Annotated in this window: 16 protein-coding genes; 9 read left to right on the top strand and 7 right to left on the bottom strand. The window is 62.1% G+C overall.

Features of this window, described 5'->3' with window-relative positions:
• Positions 1 to 5: 5 nt before the first annotated feature.
• Positions 6 to 1,862 (top strand): DUF2264 domain-containing protein, encoded by a 1,857-nt coding sequence (locus tag K6N12_RS13920; RefSeq protein WP_131710706.1) that lies wholly within the window; start codon positions 6 to 8, stop codon positions 1,860 to 1,862.
• Positions 1,859 to 2,869, top strand: a complete 1,011-nt coding sequence (locus tag K6N12_RS13915; RefSeq protein WP_097628460.1) for a hydroxyacid dehydrogenase — start codon at positions 1,859 to 1,861, stop codon at positions 2,867 to 2,869. The genes K6N12_RS13920 and K6N12_RS13915 overlap by 4 nt, the downstream gene beginning before the upstream one ends.
• An 84-nt stretch (positions 2,870 to 2,953) precedes the next feature.
• Here the strand turns inward: K6N12_RS13915 and K6N12_RS13910 are convergent, their stop codons facing one another.
• The 5 genes from K6N12_RS13910 to K6N12_RS13890 all read right to left on the bottom strand — a co-directional run bounded on the left by K6N12_RS13910 (position 2,954) and on the right by K6N12_RS13890 (position 8,259).
• Complete coding sequence (locus tag K6N12_RS13910) at positions 2,954 to 4,231, bottom strand: Gfo/Idh/MocA family protein (protein ID WP_097628459.1); 1,278 nt, start codon at positions 4,229 to 4,231, stop codon at positions 2,954 to 2,956.
• 43 nt (positions 4,232 to 4,274) lie between these two features.
• The gene (locus K6N12_RS13905) at positions 4,275 to 5,105 is read right to left on the bottom strand and encodes a sugar phosphate isomerase/epimerase family protein (RefSeq protein WP_097628458.1); all 831 of its coding nucleotides are present in this window, start codon (positions 5,103 to 5,105) and stop codon (positions 4,275 to 4,277) included.
• Positions 5,106 to 5,135: 30 nt separating this feature from the next.
• On the bottom strand, positions 5,136 to 6,299 hold the full coding sequence (locus K6N12_RS13900; RefSeq protein WP_097628457.1) for a dihydrodipicolinate synthase family protein: 1,164 nt from the start codon (positions 6,297 to 6,299) through the stop codon (positions 5,136 to 5,138).
• A gap of 3 nt (positions 6,300 to 6,302) precedes the next feature.
• On the bottom strand, positions 6,303 to 7,451 hold the full coding sequence (locus K6N12_RS13895; protein ID WP_097628456.1) for a Gfo/Idh/MocA family protein: 1,149 nt from the start codon (positions 7,449 to 7,451) through the stop codon (positions 6,303 to 6,305).
• Positions 7,452 to 7,581: 130 nt separating this feature from the next.
• The gene (locus K6N12_RS13890; protein ID WP_097628488.1) at positions 7,582 to 8,259 is read right to left on the bottom strand and encodes a TetR/AcrR family transcriptional regulator; all 678 of its coding nucleotides are present in this window, start codon (positions 8,257 to 8,259) and stop codon (positions 7,582 to 7,584) included.
• Positions 8,260 to 8,465: 206 nt separating this feature from the next.
• Here K6N12_RS13890 and K6N12_RS13885 point away from each other — a divergent pair, with 206 nt between their 5' ends.
• From K6N12_RS13885 to K6N12_RS13855, 7 genes are all read left to right on the top strand, one after another.
• Positions 8,466 to 9,752, top strand: coding sequence for an ABC transporter substrate-binding protein (locus tag K6N12_RS13885; protein ID WP_097628455.1), 1,287 nt, complete (start codon positions 8,466 to 8,468; stop codon positions 9,750 to 9,752).
• A 6-nt stretch (positions 9,753 to 9,758) separates the two neighbouring features.
• Complete coding sequence (locus K6N12_RS13880) at positions 9,759 to 10,718, top strand: carbohydrate ABC transporter permease (protein ID WP_097628454.1); 960 nt, start codon at positions 9,759 to 9,761, stop codon at positions 10,716 to 10,718.
• Entirely contained in the window at positions 10,711 to 11,598 is an 888-nt protein-coding gene (locus tag K6N12_RS13875) for a carbohydrate ABC transporter permease (protein ID WP_097628453.1), read from the top strand. Before K6N12_RS13880 ends, K6N12_RS13875 begins: the two co-directional genes overlap by 8 nt.
• Complete coding sequence (locus K6N12_RS13870) at positions 11,598 to 12,695, top strand: Gfo/Idh/MocA family protein (protein WP_183781807.1); 1,098 nt, start codon at positions 11,598 to 11,600, stop codon at positions 12,693 to 12,695. The genes K6N12_RS13875 and K6N12_RS13870 overlap by 1 nt, the downstream gene beginning before the upstream one ends.
• 32 nt (positions 12,696 to 12,727) lie before the next feature.
• Positions 12,728 to 13,804, top strand: a complete 1,077-nt coding sequence (locus tag K6N12_RS13865; RefSeq protein ID WP_097628452.1) for an ABC transporter ATP-binding protein — start codon at positions 12,728 to 12,730, stop codon at positions 13,802 to 13,804.
• Positions 13,805 to 13,869: 65 nt separating this feature from the next.
• Positions 13,870 to 14,745, top strand: a complete 876-nt coding sequence (locus tag K6N12_RS13860) for a phosphotransferase (RefSeq protein WP_097628451.1) — start codon at positions 13,870 to 13,872, stop codon at positions 14,743 to 14,745.
• Complete coding sequence (locus K6N12_RS13855) at positions 14,746 to 17,196, top strand: GcvT family protein (protein WP_097628450.1); 2,451 nt, start codon at positions 14,746 to 14,748, stop codon at positions 17,194 to 17,196.
• Between the two features lie 103 nt (positions 17,197 to 17,299).
• On the opposite strand, the gene K6N12_RS13850 is transcribed toward K6N12_RS13855, so the two are convergent.
• Entirely contained in the window at positions 17,300 to 18,757 is a 1,458-nt protein-coding gene (locus K6N12_RS13850; RefSeq protein WP_097628449.1) for a mannitol dehydrogenase family protein, read from the bottom strand.
• Positions 18,754 to 20,169 (bottom strand): glucuronate isomerase, encoded by a 1,416-nt coding sequence (gene uxaC, locus K6N12_RS13845; RefSeq protein ID WP_097628448.1) that lies wholly within the window; start codon positions 20,167 to 20,169, stop codon positions 18,754 to 18,756. Before uxaC ends, K6N12_RS13850 begins: the two co-directional genes overlap by 4 nt.
• Positions 20,170 to 20,348: the final 179 nt, after the last annotated feature.

Below are 20,348 nucleotides of genomic sequence, written 5' to 3'. Positions count from 1 at the left end.
CGCCGATGACCTATGATCCCGCCAGCGCCAACCCGCTCGCAGGCAATCCGCTCGAAACCCGCGCCGATATGAGCCGGGCCCTGCTTGATCTCTTCGATCCGCTGCTTGCCTGCTTCTCAAAAGGCAATGCCCGCGTCAGGCTGAGCGGTGCGGCCGCCCATTTCGACCGGGCGGCGGCCGATCTTGAAGGCTTTGCCCGCCCGCTCTGGGGTTTGGCGCCGCTTGGCGCCGGCAAGGGCGACTTCGCCCACTGGCATCGGTTCGCCGAGGGCCTCGCAAACGGCACCGATCCCGCTCATCCGGAATATTGGGGAACGGTCAATGGCCGCGATCAGCGCATGGTCGAGCTTGCCGCTCTCGGTTTTGCCCTGGCGCTGGTGCCGGAAAAGATCTGGGAACCGCTCGATGCGCGCGCCCGCGGCAATGTCATCGCCTATCTCAAACATGCCAGGCAGTTCGACTATGCTGATAACAACTGGAAATTCTTCCGGATTTTCGTCGATATCGCCCTCGATCGCCTCGGCGCCGATTTCGACCGCAGCCTGACCCGGCACTATCTGGAGGAACTCGAAGGCTTCTATATCGGCGACGGCTGGTATCGTGACGGAAACGTCCGCCGCATCGACCACTATATTCCCTTCGCCATGCATTTCTATGGCCTGATCTATTCGAAGCTGGTCGACGACGATTATGCCAAGCGCTATCGCGAGCGCGCGATCCTCTTCGCCCGGGATTTCCGCCACTGGTTCGCCGCCGACGGCGCCACGATCCCCTTCGGCCGCAGCCTGACCTATCGTTTCGCCTGCGCCGGCTTCTGGTCGGCGCTCGCTTTCGCCGATGTCGAGGCGCTGCCTTGGGGCGAGGTCAAACACCTCTGCCTGCAGCATCTGCGCTGGTGGAAGGATAAGCCTATTGCCGATCGCGACGGCGTGCTGTCGATCGGTTTCGGCTATCCGAACCTGCTGATGTCGGAGAGTTACAATTCCGCCGGCTCGCCCTATTGGGCGTTGAAAGCCTTTCTGCCGCTGGCGATCCGGCAGGATCATCCGTTCTGGACCGCTGAGGAAAAGGCGCCGGAGCAGGCACCTGACGTCGTCCCCCAGCGTCATCCCGGCATGGTGATGATGCGGACGGGCGGCGATGTCGTGGCCCTTTCCTCCGGGCAGGAAAATCTGCAGATGCGTTTCGGCACGGAAAAATACGCGAAATTCGCTTATTCCTCCCGCTACGGCTTCAGCGTCGAATCCGACGAACGCGGCTTTGCGCTGGCCGCCTTCGATTCGATGCTGGCCTTCAGCGATGACGGCCTGCACTATCGCGTGCGCGAAACCAATGAGGAAGCCAAGCTCGTAGGCGACGTGCTGTATGCGAAATGGTCGCCGTTTGAAGATGTCGGCGTCGAAACCTGGCTCGTCCCGGCAGCCCCTTGGCATATCCGCCTCCACCGGATCAGCTCAGGCCGGCCGCTACGCATCGCTGAAGGCGGCTTTGCCATCGGCCGCCGGGATTTCGAACTCGATAGGCTGTCGGCTTCGGAAGGGGCTGCCTATGCGATCGGCGACGCCGATTTCACCGGCATTCTCGATCTCGGTTCTTCGGTCAGGCGCACCGGCCTGGCCCAGAAGGCGCAGCCTAACACCAATCTGATCGTTGCGAAAACCCTGGTGCCGCAGCTGCGCGGCCAGATCCCGGCCGGCGAAACCATCTTGGTGACGGCGGTACTGGCGTTCAACGATCCCGCTGCCGTCTCCTCGGCCTGGACGAAGCCCCCGAAAGCGCCCGACATCGCAGCGCTGGAGGCCCTAGTGCGGGAAAAGGGCGTGACCGTCAGCGCCATCGAAGCCCCGGGACAGATGCCATGAGCCGACCGGCCATTGTCCTTGCCATGCAGCCTTCTCGTACCGAATACGTCCTGCCCGACGAGATCCTGCGCCGGCTCGGCGGTATCGGTCGCCTGCTGGATCCCGAGCCGCTGCAGCATTTCGACGATGCGCGGGCAAGACGCCTGCTGAGCGAAGCCGAAATCCTGATCACCGGCTGGGGCGCGCCCTATGTCGGACCCGATATTCCCGCCGCCGCGCCGCGGCTTCGCCTGATCGTCCATGCGGCGGGCACGGTGAAGGGCATCATCGACGACGCCGTCTTCGAAGCCGGCATAGCGGTCAGCCACGCGGCCGAGGCCAATGCTATGCCGGTCGCCGAATTCACACTGGCGGCGATCCTCTTCGCCGGCAAACGCGCCTTCCGTTTCCGCGATCTCTACGTCGCCGACCGCAACCGCGATCGAACCTATCCGATGCAGCGCGAAGCGATCGGCAACTACGGCCGCACTCTCGGAATTGTCGGCGCATCGCGCATCGGCCGGCGGGTAATCGAGCTGTTGAAACCCTTCGGTTACAGGCTGCTGCTGTTCGACCCCATGCTCGACGCCGCCGAGGCAGCCGGCCTCGGCGGCGAGAAGGTCGAGCTCGACGAATTGATGCGCCGCGCCGATATCGTTTCCCTGCATGCGCCGTCGCTGCCGTCGACCCGGCATATGATCGACGCGCGAGGACTGTCGCTGATGAAGGACGGCGCGACGCTCATCAATACGGCGCGCGGCATTCTCATCGATGAGGCGGCGCTGCTTTCGGAGCTGAAGACCGGCCGCATCGATGCGGTCATCGATGTCACCGATCCGGAAATCCCGGAGCCGGATTCTATATTTTACGATCTGCCGAACGTCTTCCTGACGCCGCATATTGCCGGCGCCATCGGGCTGGAACGGGCGCGCCTCGGCGAGATGGCGGTGGACGAGGTCGAGCGCTTCGTGACCGGCCGGCCGCTGCTCTACCAGATCCACCAGGCAAATCTCGAAAACATCGCCTGAGGCGCATCGAGCGGCTCAGGCGAGTAAAAACAAAGACCTAAAGCGCTAGGAGCGAATCAGAAAGATCGCGACGCGCCTTAGCTATCAGCGCGCTGTTTTCAACGAATTCGGCGACCCGTCATCGGCAAGCTCAGGCATCAGATCGGAGATATTGACCACCTTGCCGGTGCGTGAGCTCGTCAGCGCGGCAATGCCGCAGAGCACGGACATGGCGCCGGCCCGCGTGCCGGCGCGCTGGCCGAGACGGTCTTCCATGTCGGGCTTGAAGATCATGTTGCGCATCCGGTCGTCGCCGCCGTAATGGCCGCCGGTGAAATGCGGAACGATGATGCGCTCGACCGCCTCCTTGCCGTTCGGGAAATTGCGGATGAGCAGGATCGTGTCCTGCTTCGGCTCTTCCCACGGCTGGGTCTCATACTGGCGAATTTCGATGCGTCCCTTGGTACCGTTGAAGGCAAGGTGATGGCCTTCGATCGGCTGGAAGGTGTTCAGCGAATAGGAGACATGGACATTGTTGCGGTAACGCAGGCTGACCACCATCGTATCGGGAATATCGATGTCCTCGCGGAAGACGCAGCCGTCGCGAAAATAGCCGTCAATCTTCGACGGATCTTCATAGAGCTGATCGAGAAAGGAATCCTTTTCGATATCGAGATAGTAGTCGCATTCATGCGCGTGCGGACAGAGCTTGCAGCGCGGTCCGCGGAACGGGCCCTTGCCGCCGTAGTTCTGCAGGTCGGCGAAGGAGGTGACGGCGTCGGGATCGCTGTCGAGATACCAGTTCAACAGATCGAAATGATGCGTCGCCTTGTGGACGAACAGGCTGCCGGAATTTTCCGTATAGGCATGCCAGCGTCGGAAGTAGTCGGCGCCATGCTTGGTGTTGAGATACCAGTGAAAATCGACGGAGGTCACTCGACCGATCTCGCCGCTGTTCAACAGCTCCTTGATCTTTGCGGCCGTTGGCGCGTAGCGATAGTTGAAGGAGACGTCGACGCGGCGGCCGGTGCGCTTTTCGGCATCGAGAATTCGGCGAATTTTCTCGACCGAGGTAGTCATCGGCTTTTCGGTAATGACGTCGATACCGGCCTCCAGCGCCCGCACGACGATATCGTCATGCGTATGGTCGGGCGTGCAGACGATGACCAGATCCGGTTTCTGCTCGGCGAGCATGGAATTGATGTTTTCATAGAGCGGCGCATTGCTGCCGATCATGTTGCGGGCGCGCTCGCCGCGCAATGAATTTGTCTCGACGATGGCTGTGAGGTCGACATGTTCGCGCCAGCCGGCCAGCAGATCCTTGCCCCACATGGTGGTGCCGCGGTTTCCTGTGCCGATCAGGGCAAAACGGCGTTTCTCCATCGAATGATCCTCCTGCATGCGTGATGAAACGAATATTGAAAAATCAGATCTGGCAGCAACTTTTGAACCGCTCGACGCAGGTGGCGATCACCTCGTCGGCCGGGCGTTTCCACCAGGTCTCTGCCGAAAAGATCTCCACTTCCTGCGCCCCGAAGAAACCGGCCGCCTCGATCATCCGTCTTATGCCCTTGAGATCGATGACGCCATCGCCCATCATGCCGCGGTCGAGCAGCATGTCCTTGGTCGGCACCTGCCAGTCGCAGATGTGGTGGGCAAAGATCCGTTTCATACGTCCGGCGCGGGCGATCTGGTTGGCAAGATCGGGATCCCACCAGACATGGTAGACGTCGATCGCGACGCCGACATCCTCGCCGAGCGGCTCGCACATGTCGAGCGCCTGGCCGAGCGTGTTCACGCAAGACCGGTCGGCCGCATACATCGGATGCAGCGGCTCGATGGCAAGCTTCACGCCTGATGCCTGGGCATGCGGCAGCACCGCGGCAATGCCGTCGAACACCATCTGGCGGGCCGCGACAATGTCCCTCGAAGCGCCCGGCAACCCACCGACGACGAGCACCAGGCAGTCGGCTGAGAATGCTGCTGCCTCGTCGATCGCCCGCTTGTTGTCGTCGAGATTCTTCTGCCAGTCGGCGTCGTTTGCCGCCGGAAAGAAGCCGCCGCGGCAAAGCCCGGTCAGCTTGATGCCATTCGATTTGACGATCCTGACCGCTTCGTCGAGTCCGGCCTTGGCGACCTGGTCGCGCCAGGGCGCGATCGAGGTGATGCCGTGCTTCAGGCAGATGTCGACGGCTTCGGCAAAACCGCATTGCTCGCGGACCGTCGCCAGATTGATCGAAAGTCCTTCGACCTGCATGTCATTTTCCTCCCATCGCCGTGACCGAGATCAGTGAACGCCGTTGACGGCAAGCACTTGGCGCATGCGCGCCGTTGCCAGTTCTGGATCGGCCAGCACCCGCGCCTTGTCGGCCAAGCGGAAGAGCTCTGCCAGATGCGTCAGGGAGCGGGTGCTCTGCTGGCCGCCGACCATGACGAAATGATCCTGCAGGCCGTTGAGATAGGCGAGGAAGACGACGCCGGTCTTGTAGAAACGCGTCGGCGCCTTGAAGATGTGGCGTGACAGCGGCACGGTCGGCTCGAGCAGGTCGAAGAATTCGTGGTTGCTCCTGCGGCCGAGCGCGTCGAGCGCAGCAGACGCTGCCGGCGCGATCGCATCGAAAATGCCGAGCAGCGCATCGGAATGGCCCTCTTCGTCGCCGGCGATCAATTCGGCATAGTTGAAGTCGTCGCCGGTATACATGCGCACGGCCTCAGGCAACTGCCGGCGCATCGCCACTTCCTTTTCTTTGGAAAGCAGCGAGATCTTGATGCCGTCGACCTTGGCGGCGTTGGCTTCGATCACGTCAAGGCAGGTTTTCATCGCCTTCAGGTGGTCGCCATTGCCCCAGTATCCCTCGAGCGCCGGATCGAACATTTCTCCCAGCCAATGGATGATAACGGGTTCCTTGACCTGGCGAAGGATGCGGTCATAGACCCTGACATAATCGTCCGGTCCCTTGGCCGTGACGGCAAGCGCCCGGCTCGCCATCAGGATGATGCGGCCGCCAGCCGCCTCCACCGTTTCGATCTGCTCCTCATAGGCTCTGAGAATGGTATCGACGGTCACGTCGGGTCCCGGCGTCACATGGTCGGTGCCGGCGCCGCAGGCGATCAGCGCATCCTTGCGGCCGGCCGCTTCGCCAAGCGCCCGCCGGATGAGGTCGCGCGCTTCCGGCCAGCCGAGGCCCATGCCGCGCTGCGCCGTATCCATCGCTTCGGCAACGCCGAGGCCGAGATCCCAGAGCCGGTGGCGGAAGGCGAGCGTCCGCTCCCAGTCGATCGCCGGCGTCAGCCAGGGATCGTTGTCGGCGAGCGGATCGGCGACGACATGGGCGGCGGCAAAGGCGATGCGCGGAAAAGCCTTGGCGTCGCGTTTTTTCAGTTCGATCGGCGTTCCGGTCAGCGTGTAGGGGACGATCTTGCCGTCCAGCGGGAGATTGATCGTCGTCACGGTTCAGAACTCCAATGCGGGAACATCGAGCCAGCGGCGTTCGGCCCAGGATTTCAGGCCGAGTTCGGCCAGCTGCACGCCCTTGGCGCCGGCTTCCAGCCCATAGGGCCACGGCGCGTCTTCGACGACATGGCGGATGAACATTTCCCATTGCACCTTGAAACCGTTGTCGAAAGCCTGCGTATCTGGAACCTCGTCCCAGGTCTTGTAGAAGTCGATCGTCTGCGGCTGGTCAGGATTCCACACCGGCTTCGGCGTGTTGACCCGGTGCTGGCTCCAGCATTTCGTCAGGCCGGCGACGGCCGAACCATGGGTGCCGTCGACCTGGAAGGTGACGAGGTCGTCGCGGCGCACACGCACGGCCCAGGAGGAGTTGATCTGGGCGATCGCGCCGCCGTCGAGCTCGAAGGTCGCATAGGCCGCGTCGTCGGTGTCGCAGTCATAAGGTTTGCCCTGCTCGTCGATGCGCTGCGGAATATGCGTGGCCCCGAGGCAGGAGACGGCCTTCACCTCGCCGAACAGATTGTCGAGCACGTAGCGCCAGTGGCAGAGCATGTCGAGGATGATGCCGCCGCCGTCGCCCTTGCGGTAGTTCCAGGAGGGACGCTGGGCCGGCACGCCCCAATCGCCTTCGAAAACCCAATAGCCGAATTCGCCGCGCACCGAGAGGATCTTGCCGAAGAAGCCGGAATCCCTGAGCAGCGCCAGCTTGCGCAAGCCGGGAAGGAAGAGCTTGTCCTGCACCACGCCGTGTTTGAGCCCGGAGCCGCGCGCCTTGCGGGCAAGATCGATCGCCACCTGCAGGTCGTCGGAAATCGGCTTTTCGCAATAGACATGCTTGCCGGCATCGAGCGCCCGGGACAGAAGTTCGGCGCGCATCAGCGTGGTGCCGGCGTCGAAGAAGATCGTGTCGTCGGGGTTGGCGAGAGCGGCATCGAGATCGGTCGACCAGCGCTTGATGTTATGCTTCTTCGCCAGCTCTTCCATCTTGGCGCCGTTGCGGCCGACGATGATCGGGTCGATTTCTAGCTTCTCGCCCGATTTCAGCGTGATGCCGCCCTGGTCGCGGAAGGCGAGGATCGAACGCACCAGGTGCTGATTGTACCCCATGCGGCCGGTAACGCCGTGTAAGATGATCCCCAAGCGTGCCATGTTTTCCTCCCTGGAATCTTTTGCGGCGCGAGCGGGCATCAAGCCGGGCCCTCCCAAGCCGGTAACTAAACAGTTACTTGATGGCAGAAGAGCGGCGAGGCTGTCAATAGTCAAATCCTGATTTCAGAATTCAGTGCTTGATCGAGGCGAGCGTCACGTGGACGATATGTCTTTCCCAGGCATTGAGATGGTTTGGCTCGATCAGGTCGCGGCCGAAGATCGTCGAAAGCGTGTACTGGTTGGACAGGTAGAAATAGCCGAGCGAGGCGATCGTCAGATAGACGTGCAGCGGATCGGCGCTCTCGACGAAGACGCCTTGCTTCTTTCCCCGCTCGAGGACGTCCGAAAGCTCGCCGATCAGATGCGAATGCAGTTCCTTGAGCCGGACGGATTGGCGCAGCCAACGGGCCCGATGCAGGTTTTCCGTGCCGAGCAGGCTGAGGAATTCCGGGTGCTGGAGAAAATAACGCCAGGTGAAGAGCGCCAGTTCCCCGATGCCTTCCTCCGGGCTGCGGTCACCGATATGGAGCGCGCGCTCGGCGGTGCGGATGCCGACATAGGCCTCTTCGAGCACGCGGAGATAGAGCTGCTCCTTGTCGCCGAAATAATGGTAGAGCATGCGCTTGTTGGTGCCGGCGCGCTCGGCGATGGCGTCGACGCGGGCTCCGCCCATGCCGTTTTCGGCAAATTCCCGGGTGGCCGCTTCCAGGATCGCGGCGCGCGTCCGCTCCGGATCGCGTTGCGCCGTGCGTTCCTGAGATGGGCGCCGGGATTTTTTCTTCTCCCCGTTTTGGCCGTTGTCGTTCATCGTTTCCCCTCCGTCTCGCATGTTGCGCTCATAAGCCTTCGGTGCGAAATTGTAAAAACCGAATTTTAGAAGGGCGGCGAGCAAGAACCGACACCCCGCTTGACAGGCTTGCCGCTTTGCTCGTAGCTTGTAACCAATTAGTTATTTATGCAAGAGTAACTACATCGGAAGCGTGTGGAGGCGCTTCCCCTTTGGAGGAGGAAAAAATGAGCCTACGTATAAGCAGACGTAATTTCTTGGCGGGAGGCGCAACGCTTCTTTCGCTCTCGGCGCTCGGAACCAGCGCTTTTGCACAGGAAAAGCGCTTGCGCCTCCTGTGGTGGGGCTCGCAGCCGCGCGCCGACCGCACTAACAAGGTTTCGCAGCTCTATCAGTCGAAGAATGCCGGTACCTCGATCACCGGCGAATTCCTCGGCTGGGGCGATTACTGGCCGCGCCTTGCGACCCAGGTTGCCGGCCGCAATGCGCCTGACGTCATCCAGATGGACTACCGCTATATCGTTCAGTACGCGCGTCGCGGCGCTCTTGCGCCGCTTGAATCCTACATGCCGGCTAAGCTCAACCTCGACGATTTCGACAAGGCGCAGATCGATGGCGGCAGTGTCGACGGCCATCTCTATGGCGTCAGCCTCGGCGCGAATTCGGCCGCGACGGTTCTGAACACCACCGCCTTCAAGGAGGCCGGGGTCGATCTGCCGACGCAGGCGACCACCTGGGATGAGTTTGCACGCATGGGCGCCGAGATCACCAAGGCCGGCAAGCGCAAAGGCATGTTCGGTCTCGCCGACGGCAGCGGCGGCGAACCTCTGTTCGAAAACTGGCTGCGTCAGCGCGGCAAGGCGCTCTATACCGCCGACGGCAAGATCGGCTTCGGCGTCGACGACGCATCGGAATGGTACGATATGTGGGCCAAGTTCCGTGAGGCCGGCGCCTGCGTTCCCGCCGATATCCAGGCTCTCGACAAGAACGATATCGAAACCAATACAGTGTCGCTCGGCAAATCTGCGGCCGGTTTTGCCCATTCCAATCAGTTCGTCGCCTATCAGGCCATGAACAAGGACAAGCTGGCGCTTACCAACTATATGCGCATCAAGTCGGATTCGAAGGGCGGCCACTATCGCAAGCCTTCGATGTTCTTCTCTGTTTCGGCCCAGTCGAAAGCGATCGACCTGGCCGTGGACTACATCAACTTCTTCGTCAAGAATCCCGAGGCAGTGCTGCTCTTGGATGTCGAACGCGGCATTCCGGAATCGGCCGCCATGCGCGAGGTTGTCGCGCAGAAGCTCGATGAGAATGGCAAGGTTGCATTGGCCTATGTCAGCGGTCTCGGCGATCTCGCCGGCAAATTGCCGCCGCCGCCGCCGGCCGGCGCCGGTGAAGGCGAGCTGATGCTGCGAAACATCGCCGAACAGGTCGGTTTCGGACAGCTGTCTCCCGCCGATGGCGGCAAACAGTTGGTCACCGAAATCACGCAGATTCTCGCACGAGGCTGATCCCGTATGAGCAATGCGATGCGCACGCCCGCAGGGGCCATAAATGTCGAAAGATATCAGGGGGCCGTGGCCGAAGGACGCTTCCGGCGTCTCTGGAATGCCAATGCTTCCGGCTATCTCTTCCTCCTGCCATGGCTTATCGGCTTTTTCGGGCTGACGCTCGGGCCGGCCCTGATTTCGCTTTACCTCTCCTTCACCGACTTCGACATGCTGCAGTCGCCGCGGTGGGTGGGAATGGCGAATTACGTGCGCATCGCCACGGCGGATCCGAAATTCTCGGCCGCGATGCACGTCACCCTGACGTATGTTGTCTTCTCGGTGCCGTTCAAACTGACCTTCGCTTTGCTGGTCGCCATGGCGCTGGACCGCGGCCTGCGCGGACTGACCTTCTATCGCGCCATCTTCTACCTCCCTTCCTTGCTGGGCGGCAGCGTGGCGATCGCCGTGCTCTGGCGCCAGCTTTTCGCCAGCGATGGTCTCGTCAATGCCGCACTCTCGCAGTTCGGCATCGAAGGTCCGAGCTGGATCTCGCATCCGAACTATTCGATCTATACGCTGGTGGCTCTGTCGGTCTGGCAGTTCGGCTCGCCGATGATTATTTTCCTCGCCGGCTTGCGCCAGATTCCCCAGGATATGTATGAGGCCGCAAGCCTCGATGGCGCCTCGAAATTCCGCCAATTCTACAAGATCACCCTGCCGCTTTTGACGCCGGTGATCTTCTTCAACGCCGTCGTCCAGACCATTGATGCCTTCAAGGCTTTCACACCCGCCTTCATCATCTCCGGCGGCACGGGCGGTCCGATCAACTCGACGCTGTTCTACACGCTCTACCTCTATCAGGAAGCCTTCGGCAATTTCCGCATGGGCTATGCCTCGGCGCTCGCCTGGATCCTGGTGCTGATCATCGCCGTCTTCACCGCTTTCTCTTTCCTGACCTCGCGTTATTGGGTGCATTACGATGACTGAGATGACCGCTTCCGTCACTGCGGCCAGGCCGCCATCTGATATCACCAAACGGAGCCTGCCGGCGTCGCTTGTCATCCACGCCCTGCTGATCGCCGCATCGCTTCTGATGGTCTATCCGCTGTTGTGGATGGTTTCGGCATCGGTCAGGCCGGAAACCGAGATCTTCTCGTCGACCTCGCTTATTCCGTCGTCGATCGATTTCTCCTCCTACGCGCGCGGCTGGGTCGGCCTCGATGTCAGCTTCGGCCGGTTCTTCTGGAATTCGCTCGTCATCTCGGTGCTGGTGGTGACCGGCAATGTCATCGCCTGTTCGCTGACGGCTTTCGCCTTTGCCCGGCTGCGTTTTGCCGGCCGCAATTTCTGGTTCGCGATCATGCTCGGCACGCTGATGATCCCCTATCACGTGACGCTGATCCCGCAATATGTGCTCTTCCTCAACCTCGGCTGGGTCAACACCATCCTGCCGCTCGTCGTGCCGAAGTTCCTGGCAAGCGATGCCTTCTTCATCTTCCTGATGGTGCAGTTCTTCCGCGGCATCCCGCGCGAACTCGACGAAGCTGCCATGATGGACGGCTGCAGCGCCTGGCGCATTTACTGGAAGATCATGCTGCCGCTGTCGCTGCCGGTCTTGGCGACGGCTGCCATCTTCTCCTTCATCTGGACCTGGGACGATTTCTTCGGCCCGCTGATCTACCTGAACGACATGAACACCTATACGATCCAGCTCGGCCTGCGCACCTTCGTCGATTCCACCAGCGCATCGGATTGGGGCGGCTTGTTCGCCATGTCGACGCTGACGCTGGTGCCGGTGTTCTTCTTCTTCCTGTTCTTTCAGCGCCTGCTGATCGAGGGCATCGCCACGACGGGCATGAAGCGTTGATGGCGGCAACGGGAAAGAGCGACATGAGCATCAGAACGGTCGCAATCGTCGGCTGCGGCATTGGCCGCTCCCACATTGTCGAAGGTTATCTGCCGCATGCCGACAAATTCAAGGTCGTGGCGATCTGCGACCTGAACGGAGAGCGCCTGGCGGCAGTCGGCGACGAGTTCGGCATCGAACGGCGCACCACCTCCTTTGCCGAGCTGCTTGCCGACGACACAATCGACATCATCGATATCTGCACCCCGCCCGGGGTGCATCTGGAGCAGGTGGTGGCTGCCCTTGCCGCCGGCAAACATGTCGTTTGCGAAAAGCCGCTGACCGGATCGCTCGCCGCCGTCGATACCATCATGGCGGCGGAAAAGACTGCAAAAGGCGTGCTGATGCCGATCTTCCAGTATCGCTACGGCGACGGCATCCAGAAGGCCAAGCGGATCATCGACGCCGGCATTGCCGGCAAAGCCTATACGGCCTCGGTCGAAACCTTCTGGCTGCGCAAACCCGAATATTATGCCGTGCCCTGGCGCGGCAAATGGGCGACGGAACTCGGCGGCGTGCTCGTCACCCATGCGCTGCATCTGCACGACATGATGATGCATCTGATGGGCCCGGCAGCAAGGGTCTTCGGCCGTGTCGCCACCCGCGTCAACGACATCGAGGTCGAGGATTGCGCCTCCGCCAGCCTGCTGATGGAAAGCGGCGCCTTCGTCTCGCTGTCCTGCACGCTGGGTTCGCAGGAACAGTTGAGCCGGCTGAGGCTGCACTTCGAGAATGTGACCTTCGAAAGCAGCCATGAGCCCTATACGCCGGGCAAGGACCCCTGGAAGATCATCGCCGCCAATGACGACGTTCGGGGGCAGATTGACCGGGTGATTGCCGACTGGCAGCCGGTCGCGCCGCGTTTCACCACCCAGATGGGCCAGTTCCACGCCTTCCTCAGCGGCCAGGGGCCGCTGCCGGTGACGACGGTGGATGCGCGCCGGGCGCTGGAACTCGTCACCGCCATCTACCAGTCTTCCGACAGCGGCGCCGAAGTGCCGCTGCCGGTCGGCCCCGACAGTCCGAAATACGCCGATTGGCGCGCAAGAACGAAGTAACCGATAAATGAAACGAGAGGGGTTTTGAGAAGATGGCAACCAGTGTCGTTCTTCAGAAGGTCGAGAAGCGCTACGGCGCGATGGATGTGATCCATGGCATCGACCTGACGATCGATCCCGGCGAATTCGTCGTTTTCGTCGGTCCATCCGGCTGCGGAAAATCGACCCTTCTGCGCATGATCGCCGGTCTCGAGGAAATCTCGGGCGGCGGGCTGCTGCTCGACAACGAGCGCATGAACGAGGTGGCGCCCGCCAAACGCGGCATCGCCATGGTCTTCCAGTCCTACGCCCTCTATCCGCATATGTCGGTCTACAAGAACCTTGCCTTCGGCCTGGAGACGGCGGGTTACAAGAAGGCCGAGATCCAACCGAAGGTCAAACGCGCCGCCGAGATCCTGCAGATCGAGAAACTCCTGGAGCGCAAGCCGAAGGCGCTCTCCGGCGGCCAGCGCCAGCGCGTCGCCATCGGCCGGGCCATCGTTCGCGAGCCGCGCATCTTCCTGTTCGATGAACCGCTGTCGAACCTCGACGCCGAGCTGCGCGTGCAGATGCGCGTCGAGATCTCTCGCCTGCACCGGCAGCTCGGCAACACCATGATCTATGTCACCCATGACCAGGTCGAGGCCATGACGATGGCCGACAAGATCGTGGTGCTCAACTCCGGCCGCATCGAGCAGGTCGGCGCGCCGCTCGATCTCTACAATAACCCGGCCAACCGCTTCGTCGCCGGCTTCATCGGCAGCCCGAAGATGAATTTTCTGAAGGCCCGCATCGAAGAGGTCGGCGAGACGGAAACCAGCATTCATGTCTGCGGCAATTCCGTCCGCCTGCCACGCCGATTGAAAGGCGAGGCCGGTGAGGACGTCACCTTCGGCATCCGCCCCGAGCATCTTTCCCTCACGGAGGGCGCCATCACGCTGTCGACCGTCAACGTCGATCTCGTCGAAAATCTCGGCGGCGCCACTATGCTCTACACCACGACGCCGGATGGCCAGCTCCTGACGATCGCTCTCGACGGCCAGCAGAAGGTCGAGCGCGGCGCCAATGTGAAGACCTTCTTCGATCCGGCCCGCTGTCACGTCTTCGACGCCGCTGGAAAGACGATCTAACCGCCCTGCTTGACAGCCGATCCTGCTCTGCCCCATCATTTCGAGAAGGTGATGGGGGGTGATGCATGACGCCTGAAGATAGGATTCATGCGCTCGGCATTTGGCAGGGCCCGATCGAAATCTCGCCGATCTCAGGCGGCATCACCAACCGGAACTATCTGGTCAGCGATGCCGTCGCGCGCTGCGTGGTGAGGCTCGGCACCGATATTCCCATCCATCACATCAGTCGCCAGAACGAGCTTGCCGCAAGCCGCGCGGCGCATGCCGCCGGCATATCGCCTGCCGTCATCCACCATTCGCCCGGCGTGCTGGTGCTTGACTATATCGAGGCGCGGGCGCTGTCGCCGGAGGACGTCAGGACACCTGATATGCTCGCCCGGATCGTTCCGCTCATCCACGCCTGCCATCACGACATCGCCCGGCAATTCCGCGGCCAGGCGATGATCTTCTGGGTCTTCCACGTCATCCGCGATTACGCCGCCAGCCTGAAGGAGTCGGGCACCCCCTATCTTCCATTGCTGCCGGCCCTGATCGGCAGGGCCGAGACGCTGGAACAAGCGGCAGGGCCGTTCGACATCGCCTTCGGCCACAACGACCTGCTGGCCGCCAATTTTCTCGACGACGGCAAGCGGCTCTGGCTGATCGACTGGGACTATGCCGGCTTCAACACACCGCTGTTCGATCTCGGCGGATTGGCTTCCAACAACGAGTTTTCGGAAGCCGCCGAGCGAATGATGCTGGAGGCCTATTTCGACCGGCCGCTGACATCGGATCTCAGCCGGCGCTATGGCGCGATGAAATGCGCCTCGCTGCTGCGCGAGACGCTGTGGAGTATGATTTCGGAAATCCATTCCACCATCGCATTCGACTACGCCGCCTATACCGCCGAAAATCTCGGGCGCTTCGAACGCGCCTATCAAGCCTTTGAACAGGATCGATAAATGACGAAACAATTACCGAAGACGGCAAAAGCCGTGGTCATCGGCGGCGGCATCATCGGCTGCTCGACAGCCTATCATCTCGGCAAGCTCGGCTGGACCGATACCGTCCTTCTGGAGCGTAAGAAGCTCACCTCGGGCACCACCTTCCATGCCGCCGGCCTCGTCGGCCAGCTGCGCAGCAGCGCCAACATCACCCAGCTGCTCGGTTATTCCGTCGATCTCTATAAGCGGCTGGAGGAGGAAACCGGCCTCGGCACCGGCTGGAAGATGAATGGCGGCCTGCGTCTTGCCTGCAACGAGGAGCGCTGGACGGAGGTCAAGCGTCAGGCAACGACGGCCCAGTCCTTCGGCCTCGAAATGCAGTTGCTGACGCCGCAGGAGGCCTTCGATCTTTGGCCCCTGATGACAATAGACGATCTCGTCGGCGCCGCCTTCCTTCCCACAGACGGCCAGGCCAATCCCTCCGACATCACCCAGGCGCTGGCGAAGGGCGCCCGCATGTGCGGCGTTTCGATCTTCGAGGATACCGAAGTTCTCGACCTTGAAATCGACAAGGGGAGGATACTCTCCGTCATTACCGCTGAGGGGCGCATCGAATGCGAGCGGGTCGTCGTCTGCGCCGGCCAGTGGACACGCGCCTTCGCTGCCCGCTTCGGCGTCAACGTGCCGCTGGTCTCGGTCGAGCATCAATATATCATCACCGAATCCTTCGGCGTTCCCTCCAACCTGCCGACCCTGCGCGATCCCGATCGCCTGACCTATTACAAGGAGGAGGTCGGCGGCATCGTCATGGGCGGCTACGAACCGAACCCCATTGCCTGGGCCGAGAAAGGCATCCCCGAGGGTTTCCACTACACGCTGCTCGACAGCAATTTCGACCATTTCGAGCAGATCATGGAACAGGCGCTCGGCCGCGTTCCGGCGCTGGAGAATGTCGGCGTCAAGCAGCTGCTGAACGGCCCGGAAAGTTTTACGCCTGACGGCAACTTCATTCTCGGCGAGGCACCGGAGCTGAAGAATTTCTTCGTCGGCGCCGGCTTCAACGCCTTCGGCATCGCCTCTGCCGGCGGCGCCGGCATGGCGCTTGCCGAATGGGTGACGAAGGGCGAGCCGCCCTATGATCTCTGGCCGGTTGATATCCGCCGTTTCGGCCGTCCGCATTTCGATACCGACTGGGTGCGCACCCGCACGCTCGAAGCCTATGGCAAGCATTACACCATGGCTTGGCCATTTGAGGAACATTCGAGCGGCCGCCCCTGCCGCAAATCGCCGCTCTATGACCGGCTGAAGGCGCAAGGCGCCTGTTTCGGCGAAAAACTCGGCTGGGAGCGGCCGAACTGGTTTGCCGATCTCTTCGCCAACGAGGAGCCGAGGGATATCTACAGCTACGGCAGACAGAACTGGTTCGAGGCCGTCGGCCGCGAGCACAAGGCCGTGCGCGAGGCGGCCGTCATCTTCGACCAGACCTCCTTCGCCAAATTCGTGCTGAAGGGCAGCGATGCCGAGGCAGCCCTCTCCTGGATCGCCTCCAACGACGTCGCAAGGCCTGTGGGATCGCTCATCTATACGCAGATGCTGAACGACAAGGGCGGCATCGAATGCGACCTGACCGTCGCCCGCATCGCCGAGGACGAATATTATATCGTCACCGGCACCGGTTTCGCCACCCATGACTTCAATTGGATCGCCCGCAATATTCCGGCGGAGATGCATGCCGAACTGGTCGATGTCACCTCGGCCTATTGCGTGCTGTCGCTGATGGGGCCGAATGCACGCGCCGTGCTGGAACAGGTGACCGGCAGCGACGTCTCGAATGCCGCCTTCCCCTTCGGCCAGGTCAGGACCATCGGCATATCAGGCTGCCCGGTGCGGGCCTTGCGCATCACCTATGTCGGCGAGCTCGGCTACGAACTGCATATTCCCATTGAATATGCGACCACGGTCTATGACGTATTGATGGCATCAGGCGGCGAGCTTGGCCTAGTCAATGCCGGCTACCGCGCCATCGAGAGCTGCCGCCTGGAAAAGGGCTATCGCGCCTGGGGCTCGGATATCGGCCCGGATCACACGCCTGTTGAAGCCGGCCTCGGCTGGGCGGTAAAGATCAGGACGAACATTCCCTTCCGCGGTCGCGAGGCGATCGAGCGGCAGTTGTCGGGCGGGGTGAAGAAGCGCCTCGCCTGCTTCGTTCCCGACGATCCCGATACCGTACTGCTCGGCCGCGAAACCATCTATCGCGACGGCAAACGCGTCGGCTGGCTGTCGAGTGGCGGCTTCGGGTACACGCTTGGCAAGCCGATCGGCTATGGTTACGTCCGCAATACCGACGGCGTTACGGAAGATTTCATCCTCTCCGGCACCTATGAACTCGATATCGCCAGGGAACGGATCCCCTGCAAGCTGTCGCTGACGCCGCTTTACGATCCTGATATGGCGCGGGTGAAGGCGTGACCACGCAGTGTGGGTTTGCGCCTCCGCGGGAGAAGAGGCGTGTAGCACGCGCCTCGCTATCTCTCCCTAGTCAGAGCAAGGCGTCCGAGGAAGAGAGAAAACCTCAAAACAACGGCAGCCGGTCGTCCTGGATCAGGATCTCCAGCTTGTCCGAGACATCCTGCGCCCAGGCGCGGTGTCCGGTCAAAGCCGCCGGGAACAATCCGGGCAGGGTGAAGAGAGCCGCCGAAATCGCCGGGCCGGTGCGCGGGACATCGGCAATGAGTGCGGCGATTTCCGCGGCCCGGGGGTCGCGCAGCTCGAAGCGCTCGCCATTGCCGTGTTCGCCGATCGCATAGCGCATCCAGGCCGCCACGGCGATCGCATAGGTCTCCGCCCGATCACCATGCGCCAGCGCTTCGCATGCCGGTTCCAGCAGCCGCTGCGGCAGCTTCTGCGTGCCGTCCATGGCGATCTGATAGGTGCGGTGCGCGATCGCCTTGTTTGCAAAGCGTGCTATCAATTCATTGGCATAGTCGTCGAGATCGATGCCCGGCACCGGATCGAGCGTTCTCGCCGCTGCATGCATATGGCGATAGGCCAGGGCTGCCAGGGCGGCATCGTCCATCACGTCCCGGATGAATTCATAGCCGCCGATATAACCGAGATAGGCAAGCAGCGAATGGGCGCCGTTCAGCATCCGGAGCTTCATCTTCTCATAAGCTGAAACGTCTTCGACCATCAGCGCGCCGCGCACCTTTTCCCAGGCCGGACGGCCATCGGCGAAATGGTCTTCGATGACCCATTGCGTAAAAGGTTCCGTCTCGATCGCCGCCATATCCGTGCGGCCCGTCAGCCGCTCGGCATCGGCATAGGTCGCGTCGGTGCTGGCCGGCGTGATACGGTCGACCATCGTCGACGGGAAGGGCACGTTCGCTTCGATCCAGCGATGCAGATCGGCATCGATGCGGGAGGTGAATTCGAGCACCAGGCGCTTCAGCACGGCGCCGTTGCTCGGCAGGTTGTCGCAGCTGAGCGGCGTAAACGGGGCGATGCCCTTCTGCCGTCGGCGCGCAAGGCCCTCCACCAGGTAGCCAATGACGCCGCGCGGTGCATGCCGGTTGGCGAGGTCGGCGACGATATCGGGATGTTTAAGGTCGAGACCGCCGGTTGCGGGATCGAAACCATAGGCCTTTTCCGTCACCGTCATGCTGACGATGCGGATCGCGGGATCTTCGAGCCGCGCCAGCAGGCCGGCCGGATCGCGCGGCGCCACATGCGCCTTCAGGATCGAGCCGATCACCTCGGCCGTCGTGCCTGATGTATCGCGGATCAGTGTCGTATAGAGCCCGTTCTGGGCGCTCAGATTGTCGGCGACATCGGGCGTGCGCAGGCTTGCCACCTCGATACCCCAGTCGCCGGCTGCGGCGGCCAGCGCGCCATCGGTAAACGGTGCGAAATGCGCGCGAAAAAAGGCGCCGGGTCCCAGATGCAGGATGCCGCTTTTCAGCCGGCTGCGGTCATAGGCGGGAAGCTTCGCCGTCGGGGCGAGGCCGGAAAGGGTCTGCAGTCGTTCGCTCACAGCTTGTAGGCCTTCTTCGCATTGCCATAGGAAAGTTCGCCCGCCACGATCGCGGCGTCGCTCTTGGAAATCCGGTGCTCGGCGGCGAGCCCGGCGAGGAAACGGCAGACTTCGCGGCGCCAGACATCATGCCGCGCCGGGATCGAAAGCAGCGCCCGCGTATCGTCGTTGAAACCGGCCATATTGGCGAAGCCTGCCGTTTCCACCACCTGGTCGAGATAGCGGCGGATGCCGAGCGGGCTGTCGTGGAACCACCAGGGCGGGCCGATCATCAGGCAGGGCCAATGGCCGACCATCGGCGCCATTTCGCGCGCATAGGTCGTCTCGTCGAGGGTGAAGAGCAGCACCCGCAGCCCCGGCGCATGGCCGTATCTGGAAAGCAGCGCATTGAGGCCGCCGACCCAGTCGGTGCGGGTCGGAATATCGGCGCCCATATTCGGGCCGCGCGTCGCAAACAGCCCGCTGTCGGTGTTGCGCCGCGACCCCGCATGGATCTGCATGACCATGCCGTCCTCGGCCGAAAGCCCGGCCATCTCGGTCATCATCTGGCCGCGGAAGAGTTCCGCCTCCGCAGCCGACAGCGGCCCCCTCAGCGCCTTGTCGAGCAGCGCCTGCTTTTCCGCAAGCAGCAGATCGGCGGTGAAGGCTGTGGGTACGCCGTGATCGGTCGCGGTGGCGCCGAACTGGCGGAAATAGGCGCGCCGGCGCCGGTGCGCCTCGATCAGGCCCTCCCAGCGCGTCACGTCAGCGCCAGTGATCTCGCCGAACTTGACGAGATTATCGCGGAAGCCGACCGCATCCGGATCGGTGACGCTGTCCGGCCGGTAAGTGGTGCGCACCTTGCCGATCCAGCCGTCGGCGGTCATCTTCTGATGATGTGTCAGCGGGTCAAGCGCGCCCTCCGTCGTCGCGATCGTTTCGATGCCGAATCGCTGATGCAGCGCCCGCGGGCGGAATTCGGGAAGGGCGAGCTGAGTATTGATATGGTCATAGAGCGCATCGGCATTGTCTGATGTCAGCGGCTCGGTGCAGCCGAGCACGGCCGACATGGCGTGGTCGACCCAGAGGCTCGACGGCGTTCCGCGGAAGAGATGATAATGCTTGGCAAAGGTTCGCCAAATCGTCCGCCCCGCAGCCACCGGCTTGCCGTCGAGCCTGGGAACGCCGAGCTCGTCCAAGGGAACGCCGACGCTGTGCAGCATCCGGAAGAGATAGTGATCGGGAATGACCAGCAGCGAGGCCGCATCTTCGAAGGGCTTGTCGTCGGCGAACCAGGACGGTTCGGTATGCCCGTGCGGGCTGACGATCGGAAGATTGCGCACCGTCTCGTAGAGGTCGCGCGCAATGGTCCGTATTGCCGGGTCGGCCGGAAAGAGCCGGTCCGGATGAAGAAAGCCGTTTCCTACATCCATCAGTATTCCTCCCTGATGGATAAGGGCCTACCCCACAACATCAGGCGCGGCAAGGTCTTTTAGTAACCGGATGGTTCGGTTTTTGCGCACGGTCGCACCAGCCATGGAAAGCATTGACGAAGCGGCCTATTTCCGCTTTGGGAGGAGCACTGTATTGCCGGTTTCGGCAAAGGAGGATC

The organism is Rhizobium redzepovicii, from assembly GCF_019793435.1.
Classification (GTDB): domain Bacteria; phylum Pseudomonadota; class Alphaproteobacteria; order Rhizobiales; family Rhizobiaceae; genus Rhizobium; species Rhizobium redzepovicii.
Note: the sequence above shows the minus strand (reverse complement) of the source record. Positions and strands in the feature narration are given on the sequence as shown.